The organism is Streptomyces sp. RFCAC02, from assembly GCF_004193175.1.
Taxonomy (GTDB): domain Bacteria; phylum Actinomycetota; class Actinomycetes; order Streptomycetales; family Streptomycetaceae; genus Streptomyces.
In genome coordinates this window covers 824,144-845,000 of the sequence record NZ_SAUH01000001.1, presented here as the reverse complement: position 1 = coordinate 845,000, position 20,857 = coordinate 824,144, and the positions used below count along the sequence as shown (strand labels likewise).

At 72.4% G+C, this 20,857-nt stretch carries 16 protein-coding genes and 2 rRNA genes (1 of these 18 only partly in view); 11 read left to right on the top strand and 7 right to left on the bottom strand.

Features of this window, described 5'->3' with window-relative positions; genetic code table 11:
• Nucleotides 1–2,935: ribosomal RNA gene (locus EMA09_RS03740) — 23S ribosomal RNA — on the top strand; it begins 165 nt to the left of the window's first position.
• A 115-nt stretch (nucleotides 2,936–3,050) separates the two neighbouring features.
• Nucleotides 3,051–3,167 (top strand): 5S ribosomal RNA (gene rrf, locus EMA09_RS03735).
• A 99-nt stretch (nucleotides 3,168–3,266) separates the two neighbouring features.
• Here the strand turns inward: rrf and EMA09_RS29410 are convergent.
• A complete protein-coding gene (locus EMA09_RS29410; protein WP_168220591.1) occupies nucleotides 3,267–4,451 on the bottom strand; it encodes a hypothetical protein in 1,185 nt (394 codons plus the stop codon).
• Between the two features lie 87 nt (nucleotides 4,452–4,538).
• Here EMA09_RS29410 and EMA09_RS03730 point away from each other — a divergent pair, with 87 nt between their 5' ends.
• Nucleotides 4,539–5,429, top strand: coding sequence for a hypothetical protein (locus EMA09_RS03730; protein WP_240796619.1), 891 nt, complete (start codon nucleotides 4,539–4,541; stop codon nucleotides 5,427–5,429).
• On the opposite strand, the gene EMA09_RS03725 is transcribed toward EMA09_RS03730, so the two are convergent.
• Genes EMA09_RS03725 through EMA09_RS03715 form a run of 3 tightly spaced genes read right to left on the bottom strand, consistent with a single transcriptional unit; the run spans nucleotide 5,420 to nucleotide 9,142 of the window.
• Nucleotides 5,420–7,234, bottom strand: coding sequence for an IucA/IucC family siderophore biosynthesis protein (locus EMA09_RS03725; protein WP_276324153.1), 1,815 nt, complete (start codon nucleotides 7,232–7,234; stop codon nucleotides 5,420–5,422). The genes EMA09_RS03730 and EMA09_RS03725 overlap by 10 nt on opposite strands.
• Before the next feature lie 2 nt (nucleotides 7,235–7,236).
• A complete protein-coding gene (locus EMA09_RS03720; protein WP_129838853.1) occupies nucleotides 7,237–7,815 on the bottom strand; it encodes a GNAT family N-acetyltransferase in 579 nt (192 codons plus the stop codon).
• Nucleotides 7,816–7,867: 52 nt separating this feature from the next.
• A complete protein-coding gene (locus EMA09_RS03715; RefSeq protein ID WP_129838851.1) occupies nucleotides 7,868–9,142 on the bottom strand; it encodes a DUF1015 domain-containing protein in 1,275 nt (424 codons plus the stop codon).
• Between the two features lie 61 nt (nucleotides 9,143–9,203).
• On the opposite strand from EMA09_RS03715, the gene EMA09_RS03710 reads away from it, so the two are divergent.
• Complete coding sequence (locus EMA09_RS03710) at nucleotides 9,204–10,292, top strand: HAD hydrolase-like protein (protein ID WP_129838849.1); 1,089 nt, start codon at nucleotides 9,204–9,206, stop codon at nucleotides 10,290–10,292.
• 4 nt (nucleotides 10,293–10,296) lie between these two features.
• Nucleotides 10,297–10,452, top strand: coding sequence for a hypothetical protein (locus tag EMA09_RS28170; protein ID WP_240796217.1), 156 nt, complete (start codon nucleotides 10,297–10,299; stop codon nucleotides 10,450–10,452).
• 38 nt (nucleotides 10,453–10,490) lie between these two features.
• On the opposite strand, the gene EMA09_RS03705 is transcribed toward EMA09_RS28170, so the two are convergent.
• Both EMA09_RS03705 and EMA09_RS03700 read right to left on the bottom strand, forming a co-directional pair.
• Nucleotides 10,491–11,348, bottom strand: a complete 858-nt coding sequence (locus EMA09_RS03705) for an aldo/keto reductase (protein ID WP_129838847.1) — start codon at nucleotides 11,346–11,348, stop codon at nucleotides 10,491–10,493.
• A gap of 72 nt (nucleotides 11,349–11,420) precedes the next feature.
• Nucleotides 11,421–12,245, bottom strand: coding sequence for a siderophore-interacting protein (locus EMA09_RS03700; RefSeq protein ID WP_129838845.1), 825 nt, complete (start codon nucleotides 12,243–12,245; stop codon nucleotides 11,421–11,423).
• Nucleotides 12,246–12,510: 265 nt separating this feature from the next.
• Between EMA09_RS03700 and EMA09_RS03695 the strand changes: the two genes are divergently transcribed.
• The 6 genes from EMA09_RS03695 to EMA09_RS03670 all read left to right on the top strand — a co-directional run bounded on the left by EMA09_RS03695 (nucleotide 12,511) and on the right by EMA09_RS03670 (nucleotide 18,576).
• A complete protein-coding gene (locus EMA09_RS03695) occupies nucleotides 12,511–13,353 on the top strand; it encodes an ABC transporter ATP-binding protein (protein WP_129838843.1) in 843 nt (280 codons plus the stop codon).
• Between the two features lie 10 nt (nucleotides 13,354–13,363).
• Entirely contained in the window at nucleotides 13,364–13,651 is a 288-nt protein-coding gene (locus EMA09_RS03690; protein WP_129838841.1) for a hypothetical protein, read from the top strand.
• A 4-nt stretch (nucleotides 13,652–13,655) separates the two neighbouring features.
• Nucleotides 13,656–14,477 (top strand): TlyA family RNA methyltransferase, encoded by an 822-nt coding sequence (locus EMA09_RS03685; RefSeq protein ID WP_129838839.1) that lies wholly within the window; start codon nucleotides 13,656–13,658, stop codon nucleotides 14,475–14,477.
• Nucleotides 14,474–15,424 carry an NAD kinase gene (locus tag EMA09_RS03680; protein ID WP_129838837.1) on the top strand — a complete coding sequence of 317 codons (951 nt, stop codon included), beginning with the start codon at nucleotides 14,474–14,476 and terminating at the stop codon, nucleotides 15,422–15,424. Before EMA09_RS03685 ends, EMA09_RS03680 begins: the two co-directional genes overlap by 4 nt.
• Before the next feature lie 75 nt (nucleotides 15,425–15,499).
• Nucleotides 15,500–17,287: a DNA repair protein RecN gene (gene recN, locus EMA09_RS03675; protein WP_129838835.1), complete on the top strand. Its 1,788-nt coding sequence runs from the start codon at nucleotides 15,500–15,502 to the stop codon at nucleotides 17,285–17,287.
• 173 nt (nucleotides 17,288–17,460) lie between these two features.
• Nucleotides 17,461–18,576 carry a glycosyltransferase family 4 protein gene (locus EMA09_RS03670; RefSeq protein WP_129838833.1) on the top strand — a complete coding sequence of 372 codons (1,116 nt, stop codon included), beginning with the start codon at nucleotides 17,461–17,463 and terminating at the stop codon, nucleotides 18,574–18,576.
• Nucleotides 18,577–18,681: 105 nt separating this feature from the next.
• Here EMA09_RS03670 and EMA09_RS03665 read toward each other — a convergent pair whose 3' ends face one another.
• Nucleotides 18,682–20,487 (bottom strand): glycoside hydrolase family 15 protein, encoded by a 1,806-nt coding sequence (locus tag EMA09_RS03665; protein ID WP_129838831.1) that lies wholly within the window; start codon nucleotides 20,485–20,487, stop codon nucleotides 18,682–18,684.
• Nucleotides 20,488–20,857 lie beyond the last annotated feature (370 nt).

Here is a 20,857-nt window from a genome sequence, read left to right as displayed (position 1 = left end):
TATAGGCGGTGTGGAGGGAACGCGGGGAAGTGAAACATCTCAGTACCCGCAGGAAGAGAAAACAACCGTGATTCCGGGAGTAGTGGTGAGCGAAACCGGAGGAGGCTAAACCGTTTGTGTGTGATACCCGGCAGGGGTTGCGCAGGCGGGGTTGTGGGAGCGCACTTCAGTTGTCTGCCGGCAGCTGGGGGAGTGAGAAACCATTGTGGTAGTCGAAGGGCATGCGAAAGGCCCGGCGTAGAGGGTAAGACCCCCGTAGGCGAAATCATGATGGCTTCCTTGTGTGTTTCCCAAGTAGCACGGGGCCCGAGAAATCCTGTGTGAATCTGGCGGGACCACCCGTTAAGCCTAAATATTCCCTGGTGACCGATAGTGGATAGTACCGTGAGGGAATGGTGAAAAGTACCGCGGGAGCGGAGTGAAATAGTACCTGAAACCGTGTGCCTACAAGCCGTGGGAGCGTCGCAGCGAGTCACTTGTGGCTTGTTGTCGTGACTGCGTGCCTTTTGAAGAATGAGCCTGCGAGTTTGCGGTGTGTTGCGAGGTTAACCTGTGGTGGGGAGCCGTAGCGAAAGCGAGTCCGAAGAGGGCGTTTGAGTAGCATGCCCTAGACCCGAAGCGGGGTGATCTAGCCATGGGCAGGGTGAAGCGTGGGTAAGACTGCGTGGAGGCCCGAACCCACCAGAGTTGAAAATCTGGGGGATGACCTGTGGTTAGGGGTGAAAGGCCAATCAGACTCCGTGATAGCTGGTTCTCCCCGAAATGCATTTAGGTGCAGCGTCGTTTGTTTCTTGTCGGAGGTAGAGCACTGGATAGGTGATGGGCCTTACCGGGTTACTGACCTTAGCCAAACTCCGAATGCCGGCAAGTGAAGGACGGCAGTGAGACTGTGGGGGATAAGCTCCATGGTCGAGAGGGAAACAGCCCAGAGCATCGACTAAGGCCCCTAAGCGTGTGCTAAGTGGGAAAGGATGTGGAGTCGCAGAGACAGCCAGGAGGTTGGCTTAGAAGCAGCCACCCTTGAAAGAGTGCGTAATAGCTCACTGGTCGAGTGATTCTGCGCCGATAATGTAGCGGGGCTCAAGTACACCGCCGAAGTCGTGTCATCGCGTAAGCGATGGGTAGGGGAGCGTCGTGTGCTGGGTGAAGCGGCCTTGTAAGGGTGTCGTGGACGGTACGCGAGTGAGAATGCAGGCATGAGTAGCGATACGCACGTGAGAAACGTGTGCGCCGATTGACTAAGGGTTCCTGGGTCAAGTTGATCTGCCCAGGGTAAGTCGGGGCCTAAGGCGAGGCCGACAGGCGTAGTCGATGGATAACCGGTTGATATTCCGGTACCCGCTGTGAAGCGCCAGCGCTGAATCTCCTGATGCTAAGCCCGTGAAGCCCCATGTTGCCTTCGGGTGGTGTGGTGGTGGAGCCGGTGGTCCGAGGGGGTAGTAGGTGAGTGATGGGGTGACGCAGGAAGGTAGTCCATCCCGGGCGGTGGTTGTCCCGGGGTAAGGGTGTGGCCCGTCGTGCAGGTAAATCCGTGCGACATACAGGGTGAGGCCTGATGCGGAGCCGATTGTGGTGAAGTGGATGATCCTATGCTGTCGAGAAAAGCCTCTAGCGATGTTTCATGGTGGCCCGTACCCGAAACCGACTCAGGTGGTCAGGTAGAGTATACCGAGGCGTTCGGGTGAACTATGGTTAAGGAACTCGGCAAATTGCCCCCGTAACTTCGGGAGAAGGGGGGCCGCTTCTGGTGAAGACCTTTTCGGTTGGAGCTGGGGGTGGCCGCAGAGACCAGCGAGAAGCGACTGTTTACTAAAAACACAGGTCCGTGCGAAGCTGTAAGGCGATGTATACGGACTGACGCCTGCCCGGTGCTGGAACGTTAAGGGGACCGGTTAGCTCTTTCGGGGGCGAGGCTGGGAACTTAAGCGCCAGTAAACGGCGGTGGTAACTATAACCATCCTAAGGTAGCGAAATTCCTTGTCGGGTAAGTTCCGACCTGCACGAATGGCGTAACGACTTCTCGACTGTCTCAACCATAGGCCCGGTGAAATTGCATTACGAGTAAAGATGCTCGTTTCGCGCAGCAGGACGGAAAGACCCCGGGACCTTTACTATAGCTTGATATTGGTGTTCGGTTCGGCTTGTGTAGGATAGGTGGGAGACTGTGAAGCTTGAGCGCCAGCTTGGGTGGAGTCGTTGTTGAAATACCACTCTGGTCGTGCTGGATGTCTAACCTGGGTCCGTGATCCGGATCGGGGACAGTGTCTGGTGGGTAGTTTAACTGGGGCGGTTGCCTCCTAAAGAGTAACGGAGGCGCCCAAAGGTTCCCTCAGCCTGGTTGGTTATCAGGTGGTGAGTGTAAGTGCACAAGGGAGCTTGACTGTGAGACTGGCGGGTCGAGCAGGTGCGAAAGCAGGGACTAGTGATCCGGCGGTGGCTTGTGGGAGCGCCGTCGCTCATCGGATAAAAGGTACCCCGGGGATAACAGGCTGATCTTCCCCAAGAGTCCGTATCGACGGGATGGTTTGGCACCTCGATGTCGGCTCGTCGCATCCTGGGGCTGGAGTTGGTCCCAAGGGTTGGGCTGTTCGCCCATTAAAGCGGTACGCGAGCTGGGTTTAGAACGTCGTGAGACAGTTCGGTCCCTATCCGCTGTGCGCGTTGGAGTCTTGAGAAGGGCTGTCCCTAGTACGAGAGGACCGGGACGGACGAACCTCTGGTGTGCCAGTTGTCCTGCCAAGGGCATGGCTGGTTGGCTACGTTCGGGAGGGATAACCGCTGAAAGCATCTAAGCGGGAAGCCTGCTTCGAGATGAGGACTCCCACCCACTTTGATGGGGTAAGGCCCCCGTTTGACGAGCGGGTTGATAGGCCGGAGATGGAAGCCCTGTGAGGGGTGGAGTTGACCGGTACTAATAGGCCGAGGGCTTGTCCATAGATGCTCGCGTCCACTGTGCTTTTCGAAGCCGAGTGCTTCGAATCCGAGGGATTGACCTCGGAATTCTTCACAACTGAAGAGTGCGCTTGTTCGCTTTGGAGCACTTTTAGTGTTCCGGTGGTCATGGCGGAGAGGAAACGCCCGGTTACATTCCGAACCCGGAAGCTAAGCTCTCCAGCGCCGATGGTACTGCATGGGGGACCGTGTGGGAGAGTAGGTCACCGCCGGACAATCTGTGATGAGGACCTCTGGTTCTTCAGCGACTTGCTGGAGAACCAGAGGTCCTTTTTTGTTTTTCTCGAAGAGGTAGGAGTCACGTCATGTCGAATTCATCGGAGGACCGGCCGGCACACGCCGACCGAGGTGCGAGGGGACCCAGGCGCGACGATGATCGCGGCGGTTTCCGCCGTGGCGGCGGGAACTGGCGTGACGATCGGCGCGACGACCGGCCCAGGGACGACCGCGGAGGCCGCGACGACCGGCCCCGTGAGGGCGGTTACCGCCGGGACGACCGACCGGGTGGCCGCGACTTCCGTCGCGACGACCGTCCGCGCGGCAGCTACCGCGACGACAACCGGGGCGGCGGCCGGGACTTCCGCCGCGACGACCGCAGGGACGACCGGCCCGGTGGGCGCGACTTCCGTCGTGACGACCGTCCCCGTGAGGGTGGTTACCGTCGCGAGGACAGGCCGCGTGATGACCGGCCGCGTGGTGGGTTCCGTGACGACCACCGGGGTGGCGGCGGTGGCCGCGACTTCCGCCGTGACGACCGTCCCCGTGGCGAGTTCCGTCGTGATGACCGGCCGGGTGGGCGGGAGTTCCGCCGCGACGACCGGGGCGACCGCCCCCGCGAGGGGTTCCGGCGTGACGACCGTCCCCGTGACGGGTTCCGCCGTGACGACCGTCCTCGCGACGGGTTCCGCCGTGACGACCGTCCGGGCGGGCGTGACTTCCGTCGCGACGACCGGCCCAGGGACGACTTCCGCCGCGACGAGCGCCCCCGTGACGGGTTCCGTCGTGACGACAGGCCGCGTGATGACCGGCCGCGTGGTGGGTTCCGTGACGACCACCGGGGTGGCGGCGGTGGCCGCGACTTCCGCCGTGACGACCGTCCCCGTGACGGGTTCCGTCGTGATGACCGGCCGGGTGGGCGGGAGTTCCGCCGCGACGACCGGGGCGACCGCCCCCGCGAGGGGTTCCGGCGTGACGACCGTCCTCGCGACGGGTTCCGCCGTGACGACCGTCCGGGCGGGCGTGACTTCCGTCGCGACGACCGGCCCAGGGACGACTTCCGCCGTGATGACCGTCCCCGTGGCGAGTTCCGTCGTGACGACCGTCCCCGTGGCGAGTTCCGTCGTGATGACCGGCCCGGTGGGCGGGAGTTCCGCCGCGACGACCGGCCGCGGTCCGACCGGCCCGGCGGTGACCGGCGCTGGGGCGACCGGCCCCGGGACGACCGGCGCGGTGGCGGTTTCCGCCACGACGACCGCGGTCCGCGGCGGGAGGGCTTCCACCGCTCCCCGCAGGCCCGCGACGACCGCGAGCGCGTCCGCCGGCTGCCGATCCCGGACGACGTGACCGGCGACGAGATCGACCGCTCCGTGCGGCAGGAGCTGCTGAGCCTGCCGAAGACCCTCGCGGTCGACGTCGCACGGAACCTCGTCATGGTCGCGAAGCTCCTGGACGAGGACCCCGAACGCGCCTACGGCCACTCCCGCGTCGCGCTGCGGCTCGCGTCCCGCGTCGGCGCCGTCCGCGAGGCGGCCGGGTTCGCCTCCTACGGCGTGGAGAAGTACGCCGAGGCGCTGACCGAGTTCCGGGCGGCACGGCGCATGACCGGCTCCGTGCACCTGTGGCCCATCATGGCCGACTGCGAACGCGGCATGGGCCGGCCCGAGCGTGCCCTCACCATGGCCGGTGAACCCGAGGTCCAGCGGCTCGACAGGGCCGGGCAGATCGAGATGCGGCTCGTCGCCGCCGGCGCGCGCCGCGACCTCGGCCAGCCCGACGCCGCCGTCGTCACCCTGGAGTGCCAGGAGCTGGCGTCCACCGCCGTCCACCCGTGGACCGCGAGGCTCAGGTACGCGTACGCCGACGCCCTGCTCGCCGCCGGCCGCGAGGCGGAGGCCCGCACCTGGTTCGCGAAGGCGCTCGACGCCGACCAGGGCGGCGTCACCAACGCCTCCGACCGGCTCGCCGAGCTGGACGGCGTGGAGTTCCTCGACGCCCTCGACCCGGAGGCCGACGACTGGGACGAGCCGGAGACCGCCGGCACCCCGGTGGCCGCGGCGGACGACGGGGACGACGACGGGCAGGAGGACGCGCAGGAGCCGGAGGACGGCGACAGCGCGGACGACCCCGAGGAGCAGGAGGACCACTCCGGTCTCGACGCCGACGACGACGAGCCGGAGGACCGTGACGGCCTCGACGCGGACGGACCCGGTGACGGGGCCGCCGACGCCGAGGACGCCGACGGCCGTGCTCAGGCGTAACGGGCCAGGGGGTTCCTGAGCGACCCGGCGAGCTGCAGTGCGCTCGTCGGGTCGCTCAGGTCCACCATCTGCTTGTTGTCCCGCAGCTGCAGACGGTTCAGGCACGACAGCGGGAACTCGTCCGTGAACAGGTCGAACCGCTTGAACCGGTCGGCCAGGTGCGGCGCCGCGTCCTGGTAGTCCCGCACGCACGCCGCGACCGTCGCCCAGAACGCGTCCTCGCGCAGCACTCCCGTGCCGTCGAGGATGCCGTTCAGGAAGCGCAGGAAGCAGTCGAAGACGTCCGTCAGGACGGCCAGCGGCCACATCTCGTCCGACACCTCGGCCCGTACGCGCTCCACCTCGGGCGGCAGCGGCACGTCCGGGTTCATCACCACGATCTCCTCGGCGATGTCCTTCATCACGACGCGGTTCGGGACGCCGTTCTCCAGCACGAGGATGACGTTCTCCCCGTGCGGCATGAACGCCAGGTCGTGCGCGTACATGCAGTGCACGAGGGGCCGCAGGTACGCGTCGAGGTAGCGGCGCAGCCAGACCTCCGGCGCGAGGCCCGACTCGGCGATCAGCGCCGCCGCGAACGAGCCGCCGTCCTCGTCCACGTGCAGCAGTGACGCCATCGTGGCCAGGCGCTCCCCGGGGCGCAGCATGGGGACCGGGCTCTCGCGCCACAGCGCGGCCAGCATCTTCAGGTAGGGGGAGCCCTTGGCGGTGGCGGCCTCGTAGTGGCGGTGGTGGTAGCCGATGGCGGCGTGCTCGCGGAGGACCGTGAAGCCGGCTCCGGACAGGACGTCGTCGCCCGCGACGAGGTCGGCGAGCCAGTCGTTGATGGCCGGGGTGGCCTCCATGTAGGCGGCGGAGAGGCCGCGTACGAAGCCCATGTTGAGGATGGAGAGTGCCGTCTTCACGTAGTGCCGCCCGGGGTGGGCCGTGTTGAAGAACGTGCGGATGGACTGCTGGGCGCGGTAGGTGTCCTCGCTCTCCCCGAGGAGGACGAGGCGGCGGGCGGCGACCTCGCCGGCGAAGGTGACGGACAGCCGGTTGCGCCACTGCCAGGGATGGACCGGCAGGTAGTAGTGGTCGGCCGGGTCGAGGCCGAGGGCGGTCAGCCGGCCGGCGAACGCGGCGCGGGTCGCGGGGCTCAGCTCCGCCTCGATGAGCCGCTCGTAGTCGATGTCGCTGCAGGCCGTGAACGTGGCGGCGTCGCGGCGCGCGGCCAGCCACAGGAGGCGGACGGGGGCGCCGGTCTCCGGGGCGTAGGCGTGGTACTCCGCCGAGTCGAAGCCGATGCGGCCGTTGTTGGCGACGAAACAGGGATGGCCCTCCGTCATGCCGGCCTCGATAGACTGGAAATCGGCGCGGGCCAGTTCGGCGGCGGTGCGCCGCGGGCGGGCCAGCTTGTAGGCGGCGCCGGCGAGGGTGGAGGTGATCTCCTCCAGGTAGGTGGGCAGGACGGCGTCCGACAGGCCGAGGGTGGCGCGCAGTTCGATGAAGAAGCCGAGGGCGTCCAGGGGCAGCGGGGTGCCGTCCGAGGTGCGTTCGCGACAGACGCGCGCCGCGTCGATGCGCCAGTGGTCGAGGGCGGTGATGTCGGCGGGGAAGCGGTAGGTGACGGTGCCGTCGTCGCTGCGGACGGTGAACCAGCCGTCGCGGCCGTCCGGTTCGGGGGTCAGGAGGCGCTCGTGGGAGAACTCGGCGAGAGCCTTGCGTATGAGGTGGCGTTCGGCGCGTGCCCAGTGCTCGGGGTCCAGGTGGGCGGTGGCGTCGTCGGTGGTGATGGGCTCGGGGGTGAGGGGCGTGGGGCGCATGGTCACTCCTGGGGGACGGCGGCCGTGAATCGCTCGCGGGTGCACAGGCTGAGGAGGGCTTCCTTGCCGGGCAGGCTGACGGTTTCCGCCACCTCGAAGCCGACGGCGGCGTTGAGGGCGTGGACACGGTGGTTGCGGGCGTCCGGCTCGACGACGACGCGGCGGGTCGCCGGATCGTCGAAGAGGAACGCCATGACGGTCGTGATGACGGCGCGCGTGAAGCCGTGGCGCGGTGTGTCGGTGGGTGCGACGAGGAAGTGCATCCCGACGTCGCCGGTGCGGACCTCGTAGGCGGCGCCGACCGGTTCGGCGGCCGGGTCGTAGCGTTCGGTGAGGAACGCGGGGACGCCGTCGTTGAGGCCGATGAACGCGTCGTGCGCCGGGCTGGCTGCGATGCGGCGGTACTCCGCCGCGACGTCGTCGGGGGTGGCCTCGGTCATCAGCCAGAACGCCGACTTCGGGTGGGTGAGCCAGCGGTGCAGCAGCGGCGTGTCCGCGTCCGGGTCGACGGGGCGGAGGGCGAAGGCGCCGAGACGGGGATCGTTCCGGGTGAAGAGCGGTGTGGCGCTCGGTGCGGTCATGACACTCCCAGATACGCGTGGGGGAGAACGGCCGAAGTGAGGTTAGCCTAACCTAAGTGGTCTGCGCGATGCCGTGTGCCGTCTGATCCGCCATCGCACGCAGGACCAGGCCCGACACCGGTTTGGGGCCGAACGACGTCGTCTTCCCCGGCGTGGTGACGCCCTGTCCGGCGAGCGTGCGCACCACGTCCTCCGTGACAGGCCGCAGCAGGACGGCGGTCCCGCCGGACCGCTCCGCCCGGTCGAGCGCCGACGGCGCGTCGTGCAGGTACGAGATGCCGCCCGGCCGGTCGGGCACGCGCCACAGGGCGTTGATCACCGTCGCGTGCAGGACGGTCGTGTCGAGACCGCGCCAGGCGGCGGGGCGGTCGGCCGGGACGGTCCGCGCGATGACGGCGGGGTCGGGGCGGTCGGCGAGGTGGAACGCCCCGCCGCCCCCGATGACGAAGGCCGTGCCGGGTGTCGCGTCCAGGACGCGCAGCGCGGCGCCGGGGTCGGACGCGGGACCGTCCAGGCGCCGTACGCGGAACGCCCCCGCGAGGGCCGCCAGGGCGTCCGCCGGCGGCAGTCCCGGCAGCGCGCGGTGGATGGCCCGGACGTGCAGCGGGTGGCGCGCCGAGTCCACCAGCAGGACCAGCGTCCGGTCCCACGGGGCGCGCCCGCCGTGTTCCCGGCTCACGCGCAGCGCCGTGGCCCACCGGTGGTGGCCGTCCGCGATGAGCGCGCGGTGCGGACGCAGGGCGCGGGCCGCGGTGGCGTGGGCGGCCGGATCGGTGCGGCGCCACAGGCGGTGCGTGATGCCGTCGGCGGCCGTCAGGACCGTGAGCGGCGGGCGGGCCGCCGTGGCGTCGATCAGGGCGGCCAGGGCGGGACCGGCGTCCCGGTAGGACAGGAGGAGGGGTTCGATGTCGGCGGCGGTGGCGCGCAGGAGCGCGGCCCGTTCGGCGACGACGTCGGGCAGCACGTCCTCGTGCGGCAGGACGACGCCCTCGTGCGGCGGCGTGAGCCGCAGCGCGCCGACGAGGCCCCGCTGCAGCACGGCACCGGCCGGGTCGCGCTGCTCGTGGACGTACAGGGCGGGCAGGTCGTCGGGCACGAGGACACCGGTCCGGCGCCAGTCGGCCAGCGTGGCGGCGGCCCGGGCGGGCGTCGGCGGCAGGGTGAGGCGGACGACGTTGTGCGGGTCCGCCGTCTCCAGGGCGCGCTGCCCGTCCGGCCGGACGACGACGTCGTACGGCGGGGAGACGACCCGGGCGGGGCCGGTGATGCGTTCCGCCGCGTACCGCAGGCCGCGGAACGGCGCGAGGTCGAGGCCGGCGGCGTCCATCCCCGCATCGTAGGACGCGGTCGCCGTTCCGCCGAGGTCATGGGGGATGATCGATGGCGAGATGACTGAATCGCTGGCCGGAACCCCGGCACACCCCCCGGCGCCCAGGACGCGCCCCGACGGCTGCGCGCAGGAGCCGCGGGCGGCGTACGACACCGCGCTCCTCGACCTCGACGGCGTCGTCTACGCGGGCGGTGACGCCCTGCCGCACGCCGTCGCCTCGCTGCGCGCCGCCGCGGCGGGCGGCATGCGGCTCGCCTACGTCACCAACAACGCGGCCCGCACGCCCGGCGCCGTCGCCGCCCACCTGACGGAGCTGGGCGTCCCGGCCGACGAGACCGACGTCGTGACCTCCGCGCAGGCCGTGGCGCGGCTCGTCGCCGAGGCGGTGCCCGCCGCGTCGAAGGTGCTGTGCTCGGGCGGTGAGGGGCTGCGTGTCGCGCTGCGGGAGCGCGGCCTCGTGCCGGTGGACTCGGCGGACGACGCGCCCGTCGCCGTCGTGCAGGGGTACGGCGGCCCGGGGATGCCGTGGAGCGTGCTCGCCGAGGCGGCGCTCGCGGTCGGCAGGGGCGCCGTGTGGTTCGCGTCCAACACCGACCTGACCATCCCGAGCGGGCGCGGCATCATGCCGGGCAACGGCGCGGCCGTCGAGGTCGTCCGGATCGCGACGCGGCGCGCGGAGGGGCCGGTCGTCGCCGGGAAGCCGAGGCCGCCCATGCACCGGGAGACGATCCTGCGGACCGGCGCGCGCCGCCCGCTGGTCGTCGGCGACCGGCTCGACACCGACATCGAGGGGGCGCACGCCGGGGGCGTGGACTCGCTGCTGGTTCTCAGCGGGGTGACGGGACCCGCCGAGCTGCTCGCCGCGCGCCCCGACCACCGGCCGTCGTACGTCGCGGCCGACCTGCGGGGGCTGCTCGCGCCGCACCCCGACGTCACGCCGGACGGTGACGGCGGCGCGTACCGCTGCGGGGCGCTGCGTGCCTCGGTGAGCGGGGGGCGTCTCGTGCTGGACGGCGAGGTGCGCGGGCAGGACGACGCGCTCGACGGGCTGCGCGCGCTGTGCGCCGTGGCGTGGACGGAGGCCGGAGAGGGACAGTGCACCCTCGACCCGGCCGACGCGCTGGAGCGGCTGGGGCTCGGCGTCTAGGGCCGTGTGCCTGGGACACACCGCTCGACGTTTCGGGCGTCTCGGCGGTGACGCCCTGGCGCTGGCGGAGTCGCTCGCGGCCGAGGCGGACCCGACGGACGTGGACGGTCGTGCCGTCGACGGCTATGACGACGTCCGGAGCTTCCTGCACCTGTGGTGAGGGCGCCTCCGCCGTCGGTGACGGTGCGGGGGCGGGGCTCAGTCCTCGCCGTCCGTCCGCGTGGTTCCGGAGAGCCGGTCGAGACGGGCGCGCTGTGCCGGGGTGATGACGACGCGTTCCGCCGCCAGGTTCTCCTCCAGGTGATCGATGCGGGCGGTGCCGGGGATCGGCAGGATGACGGGGGAGCGGCCGAGGAGCCAGGCGAGCGCGACCTGCGTGGGACTGGCGCCCAGCTCGGCCGCCACCGCGGCGACCTCCGCACGCGCCCCGGCCCCGCCCCAGGCGACGGGGCGCCACGGCAGGAACGCGATCCCCGCCGCCTCGCAGGCCGCGAGCACGGGCTCGTGCTCGCGGTCGAGGAGGCTGTACCGGTTCTGCACGCTCGCGATGTCGGTGATCCGCCGCGCCCGGTCCAGCTCGGCGACCGTGACCTCGGACAGCCCGATCCGGCCGATCTTGCCCTCGGTCCGCAGGTCCCGCAGCGTGCCGACCTGGTCGGCGAGCGGCGTCTCCGGATCGACGCGGTGCAGCTGCAGAAGCTCGATCCGTTCGACGCGCAGTCGGCGCAGCGCCCGCTCGACCTGGTCCCGCAGCACGGCCGGCCGGCCGTCGAGCCGCCACTCGCCCCCGGGACCCGACTGCTCCACGCCGACCTTCGTGGTGACCACCAGGCCGTCCGGGTAGGGGTGCAGGGCCTCGGCGAGCAGCTCCTCGTTGGCTCCTCCGCCGTACAGGTAGGCCGTGTCGATCAGCGTGATGCCCAGCTCGACGGCCCGCCGGGCGACCGCGACGGACCTCTCGCGGCCGGGGCCCGGGTCCGTGGGCAGGTGCATGGCCCCGAATCCCGACCGCCGCACTGTCAGGTCACCGCCGATGCGGAACACGCTGGACGTCATGGTGTTTCTCCCCCTCGGCCCGTACAGCATTGCCCGTAAGAGTAGTCGGCCGGGAGGAGGCCCTTCGCGCCGTCAGGCGGCCGCGGCGATGGCCTCCTGGATCAGCGTGTCCTCGGACGCGTGCCGGCGCCAGTAGCCGGTGAACGTGATGTGGCGCCTGTCCACGCCCCGTTCGGTGACGAGGTGGCGGCGCAGGGCGCGCACGCAGCTCGCTTCGCCGGCGACCCACGCGTAGGGCGAGGTGCCGGGCAGCGGGTGTGCGCGCAGCGCGGTCAGCAGGGGCTGCGGGTCGTCCGCGGTGGGGGTGAGCCAGGTGGTACGGGCGTCGGCGCGGGTGGCGAGGTCCTGGCGGTCGTCGGGGTGCGTGATCTCGGCGAGGACGGTCACCGGGGTCCCGGCCGGGAGCCAGGCGAGGATGCCGGCGATGGCGGGGAGCGCGGAGGCGTCGCCCGCGAGGAGCACGGAGTCGGTGCCGTCGGGCCGGTGGAAGCCGATGCCCGCGTTCTCGTCCTGCGTGGCGCCGAGGAGGGTGGCCGGATCGCCGGGGCGGACGGTCAGCGCCCAGTCGGCCGCCGGGCCGGGGTGGGGGTGGAGGGCGAAGTCGATGTCGGCCTCCCGCTCCGCGCGGCGCAGCTCACGGATGGTGTAGGTGCGCATGACGGCCCGCTCGGCGGGGTGCATCCGCTGCCAGCCCGTCCACCAGTCGTCGGCGTCGCGCGGCACGGCGATGGCGGAGTGGCCGGCGGCGGGCAGGAACAGCTTGATCCGCTGGTCGCGGCCCCCGTGCCCGAACCCGTCGAGCTGCGGGCCGCCGAGCGTGACGCGGGCGAATCCCGGGCTCAGGGTGGTGGCGCGCACGACGTGCAGGTCGAAGAACGCGAACGGACGGGCGGCCATGGGACGTTTTCCTCTCGGGCGGGGACGGCTGCGGTGCGCTGTGCGTGGGCGGGGGGCCGGCGGGACGGGGGAGGGCCGCGATGCCGTGTTCCGGGGGCGTGCGGAGGAACGCGTGGCGGTACGGCGGCCCTTGGACTCTCATGGACGGTCAAAAACGAGGTTAGGCTAACCTAACCTTAATGTGTGTGGGAGTGCCACCGGGCCTGCCGGCCGTACCGGCGGCACACGGCGCACGTCCACCCGTCGACCCGGAAGGCACAACCCGATGCGCAGCCCCGAGCCCCCGCACGAGACGCCCGGCTCCGGAGCCCGGCTCCTGGCGCGGGACGTCACCCTCGGCTACGAGCGGCGCGTCATCGCGGAACACCTGGACGTCGCGATACCCGACCGCTCGTTCACCGTCATCGTCGGCCCCAACGCCTGCGGCAAGTCCACCCTGCTGCGCGCGCTGTCGCGCATGCTCAAACCGTCCGCGGGGTCCGTCGTCCTGGACGGCCGGGCCATCTCGTCGTATCCGGCGAAGCAGCTCGCCCGCACGCTCGGGCTGCTGCCGCAGTCCCCGATCGCGCCCGACGGCATCACCGTCGGCGACCTCGTGGCGCGCGGCCGGTACCCGCACCAGGGCATGCTGCGCCAGTGGTCGGCCGACGACGAGCGGGTCGTCGAGGAGTCGATGGCCGCCACCGGCGTCGCCCCGCTCGCCGACCGGCTCATCGACGAACTGTCCGGCGGCCAGCGCCAGCGCGTCTGGATCGCCATGGCCCTCGCCCAGGAGACACCGCTGCTCCTGCTGGACGAGCCGACGACGTTCCTCGACATCGCGCACCAGATCGAGGTGCTCGACCTGTGCGCCAGGCTCCACGAGGAGGAGGGCCGCACGCTCGTCGCCGTGCTCCACGACCTCAACCACGCGGCCCGCTACGCCACGCACCTCATCGCGCTGCGGGACGGCCGCGTCGTGGCCGAGGGGGCGCCGGGCGACATCGTCACGGCCGGGCTGGTCGAGGAGGTCTTCGGGCTGCCCTGCCGCGTCATCGACGACCCGGAGACGGGCACCCCGCTCGTCGTTCCGGCGGCGCGGCGGAGAGCGGCGGCGCCCACCGGGTAGCGTCGGGGCCATGCACGAGCCCCGACCGACGCCCGCCGCTCCCGTCCCGCCCGGCCCGCCGCCGGGCGCCGCCCCGTCCCCGCAGGCCCCGGGGCGCCGGCCGCTCGCCGGCGCCGTGCCCGCCGGGGACGACACCGCCCCCGAGCCCACCGGGAACGCCGCCGTCGACGCCGCGCTCGCCCGGCTCGCCGGGACGGAGGGACTCCCCGTGGCCGGCCACACCGCCGTCTACGAGGACGTGCACCGCGCCCTGCGCGACACCCTCGCGGCCCTCGACCGGCCCGCCCCCGGGAAGTGACGCCATGCCTCCCGCCCAGGGCCGTCTCGCCCGCCTCGACGCGGAACTCGTCCGCCGCCGCCTCGCCCGCTCCCGCGAGCACGCCAGGACCCTCATCGAAGCCGGCCGCGTGAGCGTCAACGGCGCGCCCGCCGCCAAGCCGGCGACCCAGGTCGCCACCGGTGCCGCCCTCGTCGTCGCCGAGGACGACGAGGACCCCGGCTACGTCTCCCGCGGCGGCCACAAACTCGCCGGCGCCCTCGCCGCGTTCACCCCGCTCGGGCTGCGCGTCGCCGGCCGCCGCGCCCTCGACGCCGGCGCCTCGACCGGCGGCTTCACCGACGTCCTGCTGCGCGCGGGCGCCGCCCACGTGGTCGCCGTCGACGTCGGCTACGGGCAGCTCGCCTGGTCGCTGCGGGCCGACGCGCGGGTGACCGTCCGCGACCGCACCAACGTCCGTGAGCTGACCCCGGAAGCCCTCGACGGAACGCCGGCCGAACTCGTCGTCGGCGACCTGTCGTTCATCCCCCTCGGCCTCGTCATCCCCGCGCTCGTGCGGTGCAGCGCGCCCGACGCGGACCTCGTCCTCATGGTGAAACCGCAGTTCGAGGTCGGCCGGGAACGCCTCGGCGCCGGCGGCGTGGTGCGCAGCCCGGCGCTGCGCGCCGAGGCGGTCCGCACGGTCGCCGGGCAGGCCGCCGGGCACGGCCTGGGCGTCCGGGGCGTCACGGCAAGCCCGCTGCCGGGTCCCTCGGGCAATGTTGAATACTTCCTGTGGCTGCGCGCCGGGGCACCGCCACTCGACCCGGCCGACCTCGACCGCGCCGTGACAGAGGGACCCCAGTGACCACCAAGCCCACCGACAGCGGCACCCCCGCGGGGCCGCGCACCGTCTTCCTGCTCGCCCACACCGGCAGGCCGGCCGCCATCCGCAGCGCGGAACGCGTCGTCCAAGGGCTCCTCGCGCACGGCATCGGCGTCCGCGTGCTCGCCGAGGAGGCCGCCGACCTCGCCCTGCCCGCTGCCGCCCAGCGCATCGAGAAGGCCGACCACGGCGACGAGCCCGCCGCCCGCGCGGCCGTCGACGGCTGTGAACTCCTCGTCGTCCTCGGCGGCGACGGGACGCTGCTGCGCGGCGCCGAGTTCTCGCACGCGTCCGGCGTCCCCATGCTGGGCGTCAACCTCGGCCGCGTCGGCTTCCTCGCCGAGGCCGAGCGCGACGACCTCGACCAGGTCGTGGACCGCGTCGTGCGCCGCGCCTACGAGGTCGAGGAGCGCATGACGCTCGACGTCGTCGTCCTGGTGGACGGCGACCGCCGGCACACCGACTGGGCACTGAACGAGGTGTCCGTCGAGAAGGCGGCGCGCGAACGCATGCTGGAGGTCGTCACCGAGGTGGACGGCCGCCCCGTCTCCGGATTCGGCGGCGACGGCGTGGTCTGCGCGACGCCGACCGGCTCCACGGCGTACGCGTTCTCCTCCGGCGGCCCCGTCGTGTGGCCCGAGGTCGAGGCGCTGCTGATGGTCCCGATCAGCGCGCACGCCCTCTTCGCGAAGCCCCTGGTCACCGCGCCCGACTCGGTGCTGGCCGTCGAGATCGTGCCGCAGACGAGGCCCGGCGTGCTGTGGGCCGACGGCCGCCGCATGGTCGAGCTGCCGGCCGGCGCCCGCGTCGAAGTGAGACGGGGAACCGTTCCGGTGCGGCTCGCCCGTCTCCACCACGCCCCGTTCACCGACAGGCTGGTGGCCAAGTTCGCGCTGCCGGTGGCGGGTTGGCGCGGCGCACCGCGCTGATCCGGCACCCGCGCCCCACCTGATTTCGTACGCGTGTTCGGGTGGCGACGTCCCCACGCCGCCCGCGAACCTCGTATGGTCGTATCCGTGTTGGAGGAGATGCGGATCAAGGACCTCGGCGTGATCGGTGACGCCGTGGTCGAGCTGTCCACCGGGTTCACCGCCGTCACGGGCGAGACCGGGGCCGGCAAGACCATGGTCGTCACCAGTCTCGGCCTGCTGCTCGGCGGGCGCGCGGACGCCGGCTACGTACGGGCCGGCGCCGCCTCGGCGGTGGTCGAGGGCCGCGTCGCCGTGGACCCGGACGGCCCCGCCGCCCGCCGCGCGGCCGACGCCGGCGCGGAGCTCGACGACGGCGCGCTGCTCATCAGCCGCACCGTCTCGGCCGAGGGCAGGTCCCGCGCCCACGTGGGCGGCCGCTCCGTGCCGGCCGGGCTGCTCGCCGAACTCGGCGAGGAACTCGTCGCCGTCCACGGGCAGACCGACCAGCAGGGCCTGCTGCGGCCCGCCCGGCAGCGCGAGGCGCTCGACCGGTACGCGGGTGACGCCGTCGCCGTACCGCTGGCCGCCTACCGCGCCACCCACCGGCGGCTGCGCGAGGTCGACACCACCCTCGCCGAACTCACCACCCGCGCCAGGGAACGCGCCCAGGAGGCCGACCTCCTCCGCTTCGGCCTCGACGAGATCGCCGCCGCCGCACCCCGCGCCGGCGAGGACACCGACCTCGCCGCCGAGGCCGCGCGGCTCGGCCACGCCGAGTCCCTCGCGTCCGCCGCCGCCCTCGCGCACGGCGCGCTGGCCGGCGACCCGGCCGACCCCGAGGGCGTGGACGCCGGCACCCTCGTCGCCGGAGCCCACCGCGCGCTGAGCGCCGTCAGCGCCCACGACACCGTCCTCGCCGCACTCGCCGACCGCCTCGGCGAGGTCGGCATCCTCCTCGCCGACATCGCCCAGGAACTGGCCGGGTACGCCGACGGCCTGGAGGCCGACCCGCTGCGGCTGGCCGCCGTCGAGGAACGCCGCGCCGCCCTCGCCCACCTCGTCCGCAAGTACGCCGACCCCGCCGCGGCCGGCGAGGACGGCGCCGCCGCCGTCCTCGCCTGGGCCGAACGCGGCGCCACCCGCCTCGCCGAACTCGACGGCGACGACGACCGCGTCGGCGAACTCACTGCCCTCCGCGACAGCCTGCGCGCCGACCTCACCGCCTCCGCGCGCGACCTCACCGCCGCCCGGGCCGAGGCGGCCGAGCGGTTCGCCGACGCCGTCACGGAGGAGCTGGCCCACCTCGCCATGCCCCACGCGCGCGTCCAGGTCGACGTCCGGCAGACCGACGCCGCCCCCGGCGACGACCCGGCCGGCGTCATCGACCTCGACGGACGCGCCGTCACCTTCGGCCCGCACGGTGCCGACGACGTCGAACTCCTCCTCGCCCCCCACCCCGGCGCGCCCGCCCGGCCCATCGCGAAGGGCGCGTCCGGCGGCGAGCTGTCCCGCGTCATGCTCGCCGTCGAGGTGGTGTTCGCCGGCACCGCGCCGGTGCCGACGTACCTGTTCGACGAGGTGGACGCGGGCGTCGGCGGGAAGGCCGCCGTCGAGGTCGGCCGGCGCCTCGCGAAGCTCGCCGAGACGGCACAGGTCGTCGTCGTCACCCATCTGCCGCAGGTCGCCGCGTTCGCGGACCGGCACCTCGTCGTCGAGAAGACCAGCGACGGTTCGGTCACCCGCAGCGGCGTGCGGACCGTCCACGGCGAGGGGCGCGTCCGTGAGCTGTCCCGCATGCTCGCAGGTCAGGAGGACTCCCGGCTCGCCCGCGCCCACGCCGAGGAGCTGCTGGCCACCGCCGCCCGCCTCGGCCGGGAATAGTCCGTGCGAGTGGCCGCGCTACCGCGCCCGCCGTCCGGGCTGGCATCCTGGAGGCCCGGTCCCACCGGCGCCACGGCCCCGGAGACCCCTGCGAACCACACCGGAAGACGAGAGGCCGCCGTGATCCACGCGCGCCCGCGAGCGCGGCTCGACCCCGGCCGGCGGGACACGCCGTGAGCGGCCCGCACGGCCCCGGGCCGCTGCACGTCGTCCAGGTCCTCGGCGGCGGCAGCGCCGGCACCGGCGCCCATGTGCGGTCCCTGTCCGCCGGACTCGTCGCGCGCGGCGTGGACGTCACCGTGTGCGCCCCGCAGTCCGCCCAGCGCCGCTACGACTTCACCGGCGCGGGCGCGCGCTTCGTCCCCCTGCCCGTCGCGACGCGGCGGGCGGGCGTCGGCATCCTGCGGTCCGTCTGCGCGGGCGCCGACCTCGTGCACGCCCACGGCATGCGCGCCGGCCTGCTCGCCACCCTCGCCCGGCGCCGCAGGGACACCCTTCCCCTCGTCGTGAGCTGGCACACACGCTCCACCGCCCCCGGTGTCCGCGCGCGGGTCCGACACGTCACCGAGAGCTGGGTCGCCCGGGCCGCCACCGTCGTCCTCGGCGCCACCTCCGACCTCGTGGACCGGGCACGCCTGCGGGGCGCCCGCGACGCCAGGCTCGCCCCCGTCGGCCTGCCGGGACCGCGGCCGGCCGAACCCGACCCCGCCGACCCGGCGTCCCACAAACTGCGCGCCGAACTCGGCGTCATCGACCGGCCGCTGCTCGTCACCGCGACGCGCCTCGACCGCGACCGCGCGCTCGACGTCCTCCTCACCGCGTCCCGCGCCTGGCGCGGCCGCGCGCCCCGGCCCCTGCTCCTCATCGCGGGGGACGGGCCGGGCCGCACCGCCATCCAGCGCCGCATCGACAGGGAACGCCTGCCCGTCCGGCTCCTCGGCCCCTGCCAGGACCCCGTGGAACTCCTCGGGGCCGCCGACGCCGCGCTCCTCGTCGTCGAGTGGGCGGGCCGCGCGCCGCTCGCGCAGGAGGCGCTGCGGCGGGGCGTGCCCCTCGTCGCCACGGCCGTCGGCGGCGTCCCCGAACTGGTCGGCGAGGCGGCCGTCCTCGTCCCCTACGGCGACGCCGTGGCGCTCGGTGCCGCCGTGCGCGCCCTGCTGGGCGACCCGGACCGCCGCGCCGCGCTGGCCGCCGCCGGCCGGGCGCGCGCGGGGAGCTGGCCGACCGAGGACACGACGGTCGCGCAGGTTCTCAGCGTCTATGACGAACTCGTCCCGCGCACCCAGTGATCCGCCGCTGAACCACGCCGAGGTGACCGGCGCGAGTCACCCCCGGGGGAGCCGTACCACCCGGCCGTGAACCACCCGATCGGGTGACTTCGGCCGGGAGCCGGATCAGCCGCCGTACGCGCCGGACGCCGTCAGGCGCAGCGCCGTGTCGATGAGCGGGACATGGCTGAACGCCTGCGGGAAGTTCCCCACCTGCCGCATCCGGCGCGGGTCCCACTCCTCGGCCAGCAGCCCCAGGTCGTTGCGCAGGGCGAGGAGCTTCTCGAAGAGCTTCCGCGCCTCGTCCACCCGGCCGATCATCGCCAGGTCGTCCGCCAGCCAGAACGAACACGCGAGGAACGCGCCCTCGTCCCCCTCCAGACCGTCCACACCGGCCTGGTCGCCGTTGGTCGGGTAGCGCAGGATGAAGCCGTCCAGCGTCGACAGCTCCCGCTGGATCGCCTCGATCGTGCCGATGACCCGCTTGTCGTCCGGCGGCAGGAACCCCATCTGCGGGATCAGCAGCAGCGAGGCGTCCAGCTCCTTCGAGCCGTACGACTGGGTGAACGTGTTCCGTTCCTTGTCGTAGCCGCGCTCGCACACCTCGCGGTGGATCTCGTCGCGCAGGTCGCGCCACCGCTCCAGCGGCCCGTCCACCTCACCCGACTCGATCAGCCGCACCGTGCGGTCCACCGCGACCCACGCCATCACCTTGGAGTGGACGAAGTGCCGGCGCGGCCCGCGGACCTCCCAGATGCCCTCGTCCGGCTCGGTCCAGTGGTCCTCCAGGTAGCGGATCAGCTTGAGCTGGAGGAGATTGGCGTGATCGTTGCGCGCGAGGCCGGTCATGTGCGCCAGGTGCAGCGCCTCCGTCACCTCGCCGTACACGTCGAGCTGGAGCTGGGCCGCCGCGCCGTTGCCGACGCGCACCGGCTGCGAGTTCTCGTAGCCGGGGAGCCAGCTCAGCTCCGCCTCGGACAGCTCGCGGTCACCCGCGATGCTGTACATGATCTGGAGGTTCTGCGGGTCGCCCGCGACGGCGCGCAGCAGCCACTCGCGCCACGCGCTGGCCTCCTCGCGGTAGCCGGTGCGCAGCAGCGACGACAGGGTGATCGCGGCGTCGCGCAGCCAGGTGAAGCGGTAGTCCCAGTTGCGGGAGCCGCCGATCTCCTCCGGCAGGGACGTCGTCGGGGCGGCGACGATGCCGCCGGTCGGCGCGTAGGTGAGCGCCTTCAGCGTGATGAGGGAGCGGACCACCGCCTCGCGGTACGGCCCGTGGTAGGTGCACTGCGCCACCCAGTCGCGCCAGAACTCCTCCGTCGTGGCGAGGGCCTCCTCCGGCCGGGGCACCGGCGGCGGCTGCTTGTGGGACGGCTGCCAGCTGATCGTGAACGCCACCCGGTCACCGGGCGCGACTGTGAAGTCGGAGTACGTCGTGAGGTTCTTGCCGTACGTCTCCACGCTCGTGTCGAGCCACACGGAGTCGGGGCCGGCGACCGCCACCGTGCGGTCGTCCACCTTGTGCACCCACGGGACGACCCAGCCGTACGAGAAGCGCATCCGCAGCGCCGACCGCATCGGGACGCGGCCGCTCACACCCTCCACGATGCGCACGACCTGCGGCGCGTCCACGCCGCGCGGCGGCATGAAGTCGGTCACCCTGACCGTGCCGCGCGGGGTGTCCCACTCGGACTCCAGGATCAGGGAGTCGCCCCGGTAGCGGCGGCGGCTGGCCGGCGGGGGCGGGGCGTCCTTGCCGTGCGCGGGCCCCAGCCGCCAGAAGCCGTGCTCCTCCGTCCCGAGGAGGCCGGCGAACACGGCATGGGAGTCGAAGCGCGGCAGGCACAACCAGTCGACCGACCCGTCCCGGCAGATCAGCGCGGCGGTCTGCATGTCCCCGACGAGTGCGTAATCCTCGATACGCCCGGCCACTTGCGTCTCCAGTCGAACAGCGCCTCGCCCCCCGTGGGACGTGCGGATTTCCGTCGCCCATTCGAGCGTCCGAGCAGAATACGACGGAGCGGCACCCGGCGCGCGTCGAGCGACGGAGGATGGCCTGAGCCGGTGGGGTGAGCTTGTTCACGTTGCGTGCGATACGCCGGAAACGGGTTCAGCGGACCTTCAGCGGGACGTCAGCGACCGTCCCGGCCCGTCGCCCCGCGCCGTCCGCTGTTACCCTGGTAGCCCGTGGAGCGGAGGGCCGCCGAACCCCCGAATTCCAGCGACCGCACCCCCGGCGAGGGCACGACCCCCGCCGTCCGGGAGCTGTCCCACGCATCCGACCTCGCGACCACGGGAGCCC

What these genes read in the sequence shown, in the direction of transcription:
- EMA09_RS03710 (WP_129838849.1), top strand. Translation starts at nt 9,204, where the DNA reads ATGACTGAATCGCTGGCCGGAACCCCGGCACACCCCCCGGCGCCCAGG.
- EMA09_RS03695 (WP_129838843.1), top strand. Translation starts at nt 12,511, where the DNA reads ATGCGCAGCCCCGAGCCCCCGCACGAGACGCCCGGCTCCGGAGCCCGG.
- recN (WP_129838835.1), top strand. Translation starts at nt 15,500, where the DNA reads ATGGTCGTATCCGTGTTGGAGGAGATGCGGATCAAGGACCTCGGCGTG.
- EMA09_RS03685 (WP_129838839.1), top strand. Translation starts at nt 13,656, where the DNA reads ATGCCTCCCGCCCAGGGCCGTCTCGCCCGCCTCGACGCGGAACTCGTC.
- EMA09_RS03725 (WP_276324153.1), bottom strand. Translation starts at nt 7,234, where the DNA reads ATGCGCCCCACGCCCCTCACCCCCGAGCCCATCACCACCGACGACGCC.
- EMA09_RS03715 (WP_129838851.1), bottom strand. Translation starts at nt 9,142, where the DNA reads ATGGACGCCGCCGGCCTCGACCTCGCGCCGTTCCGCGGCCTGCGGTAC.
- EMA09_RS03720 (WP_129838853.1), bottom strand. Translation starts at nt 7,815, where the DNA reads ATGACCGCACCGAGCGCCACACCGCTCTTCACCCGGAACGATCCCCGT.
- EMA09_RS03700 (WP_129838845.1), bottom strand. Translation starts at nt 12,245, where the DNA reads ATGGCCGCCCGTCCGTTCGCGTTCTTCGACCTGCACGTCGTGCGCGCC.
- EMA09_RS03690 (WP_129838841.1), top strand. Translation starts at nt 13,364, where the DNA reads ATGCACGAGCCCCGACCGACGCCCGCCGCTCCCGTCCCGCCCGGCCCG.
- EMA09_RS03705 (WP_129838847.1), bottom strand. Translation starts at nt 11,348, where the DNA reads ATGACGTCCAGCGTGTTCCGCATCGGCGGTGACCTGACAGTGCGGCGG.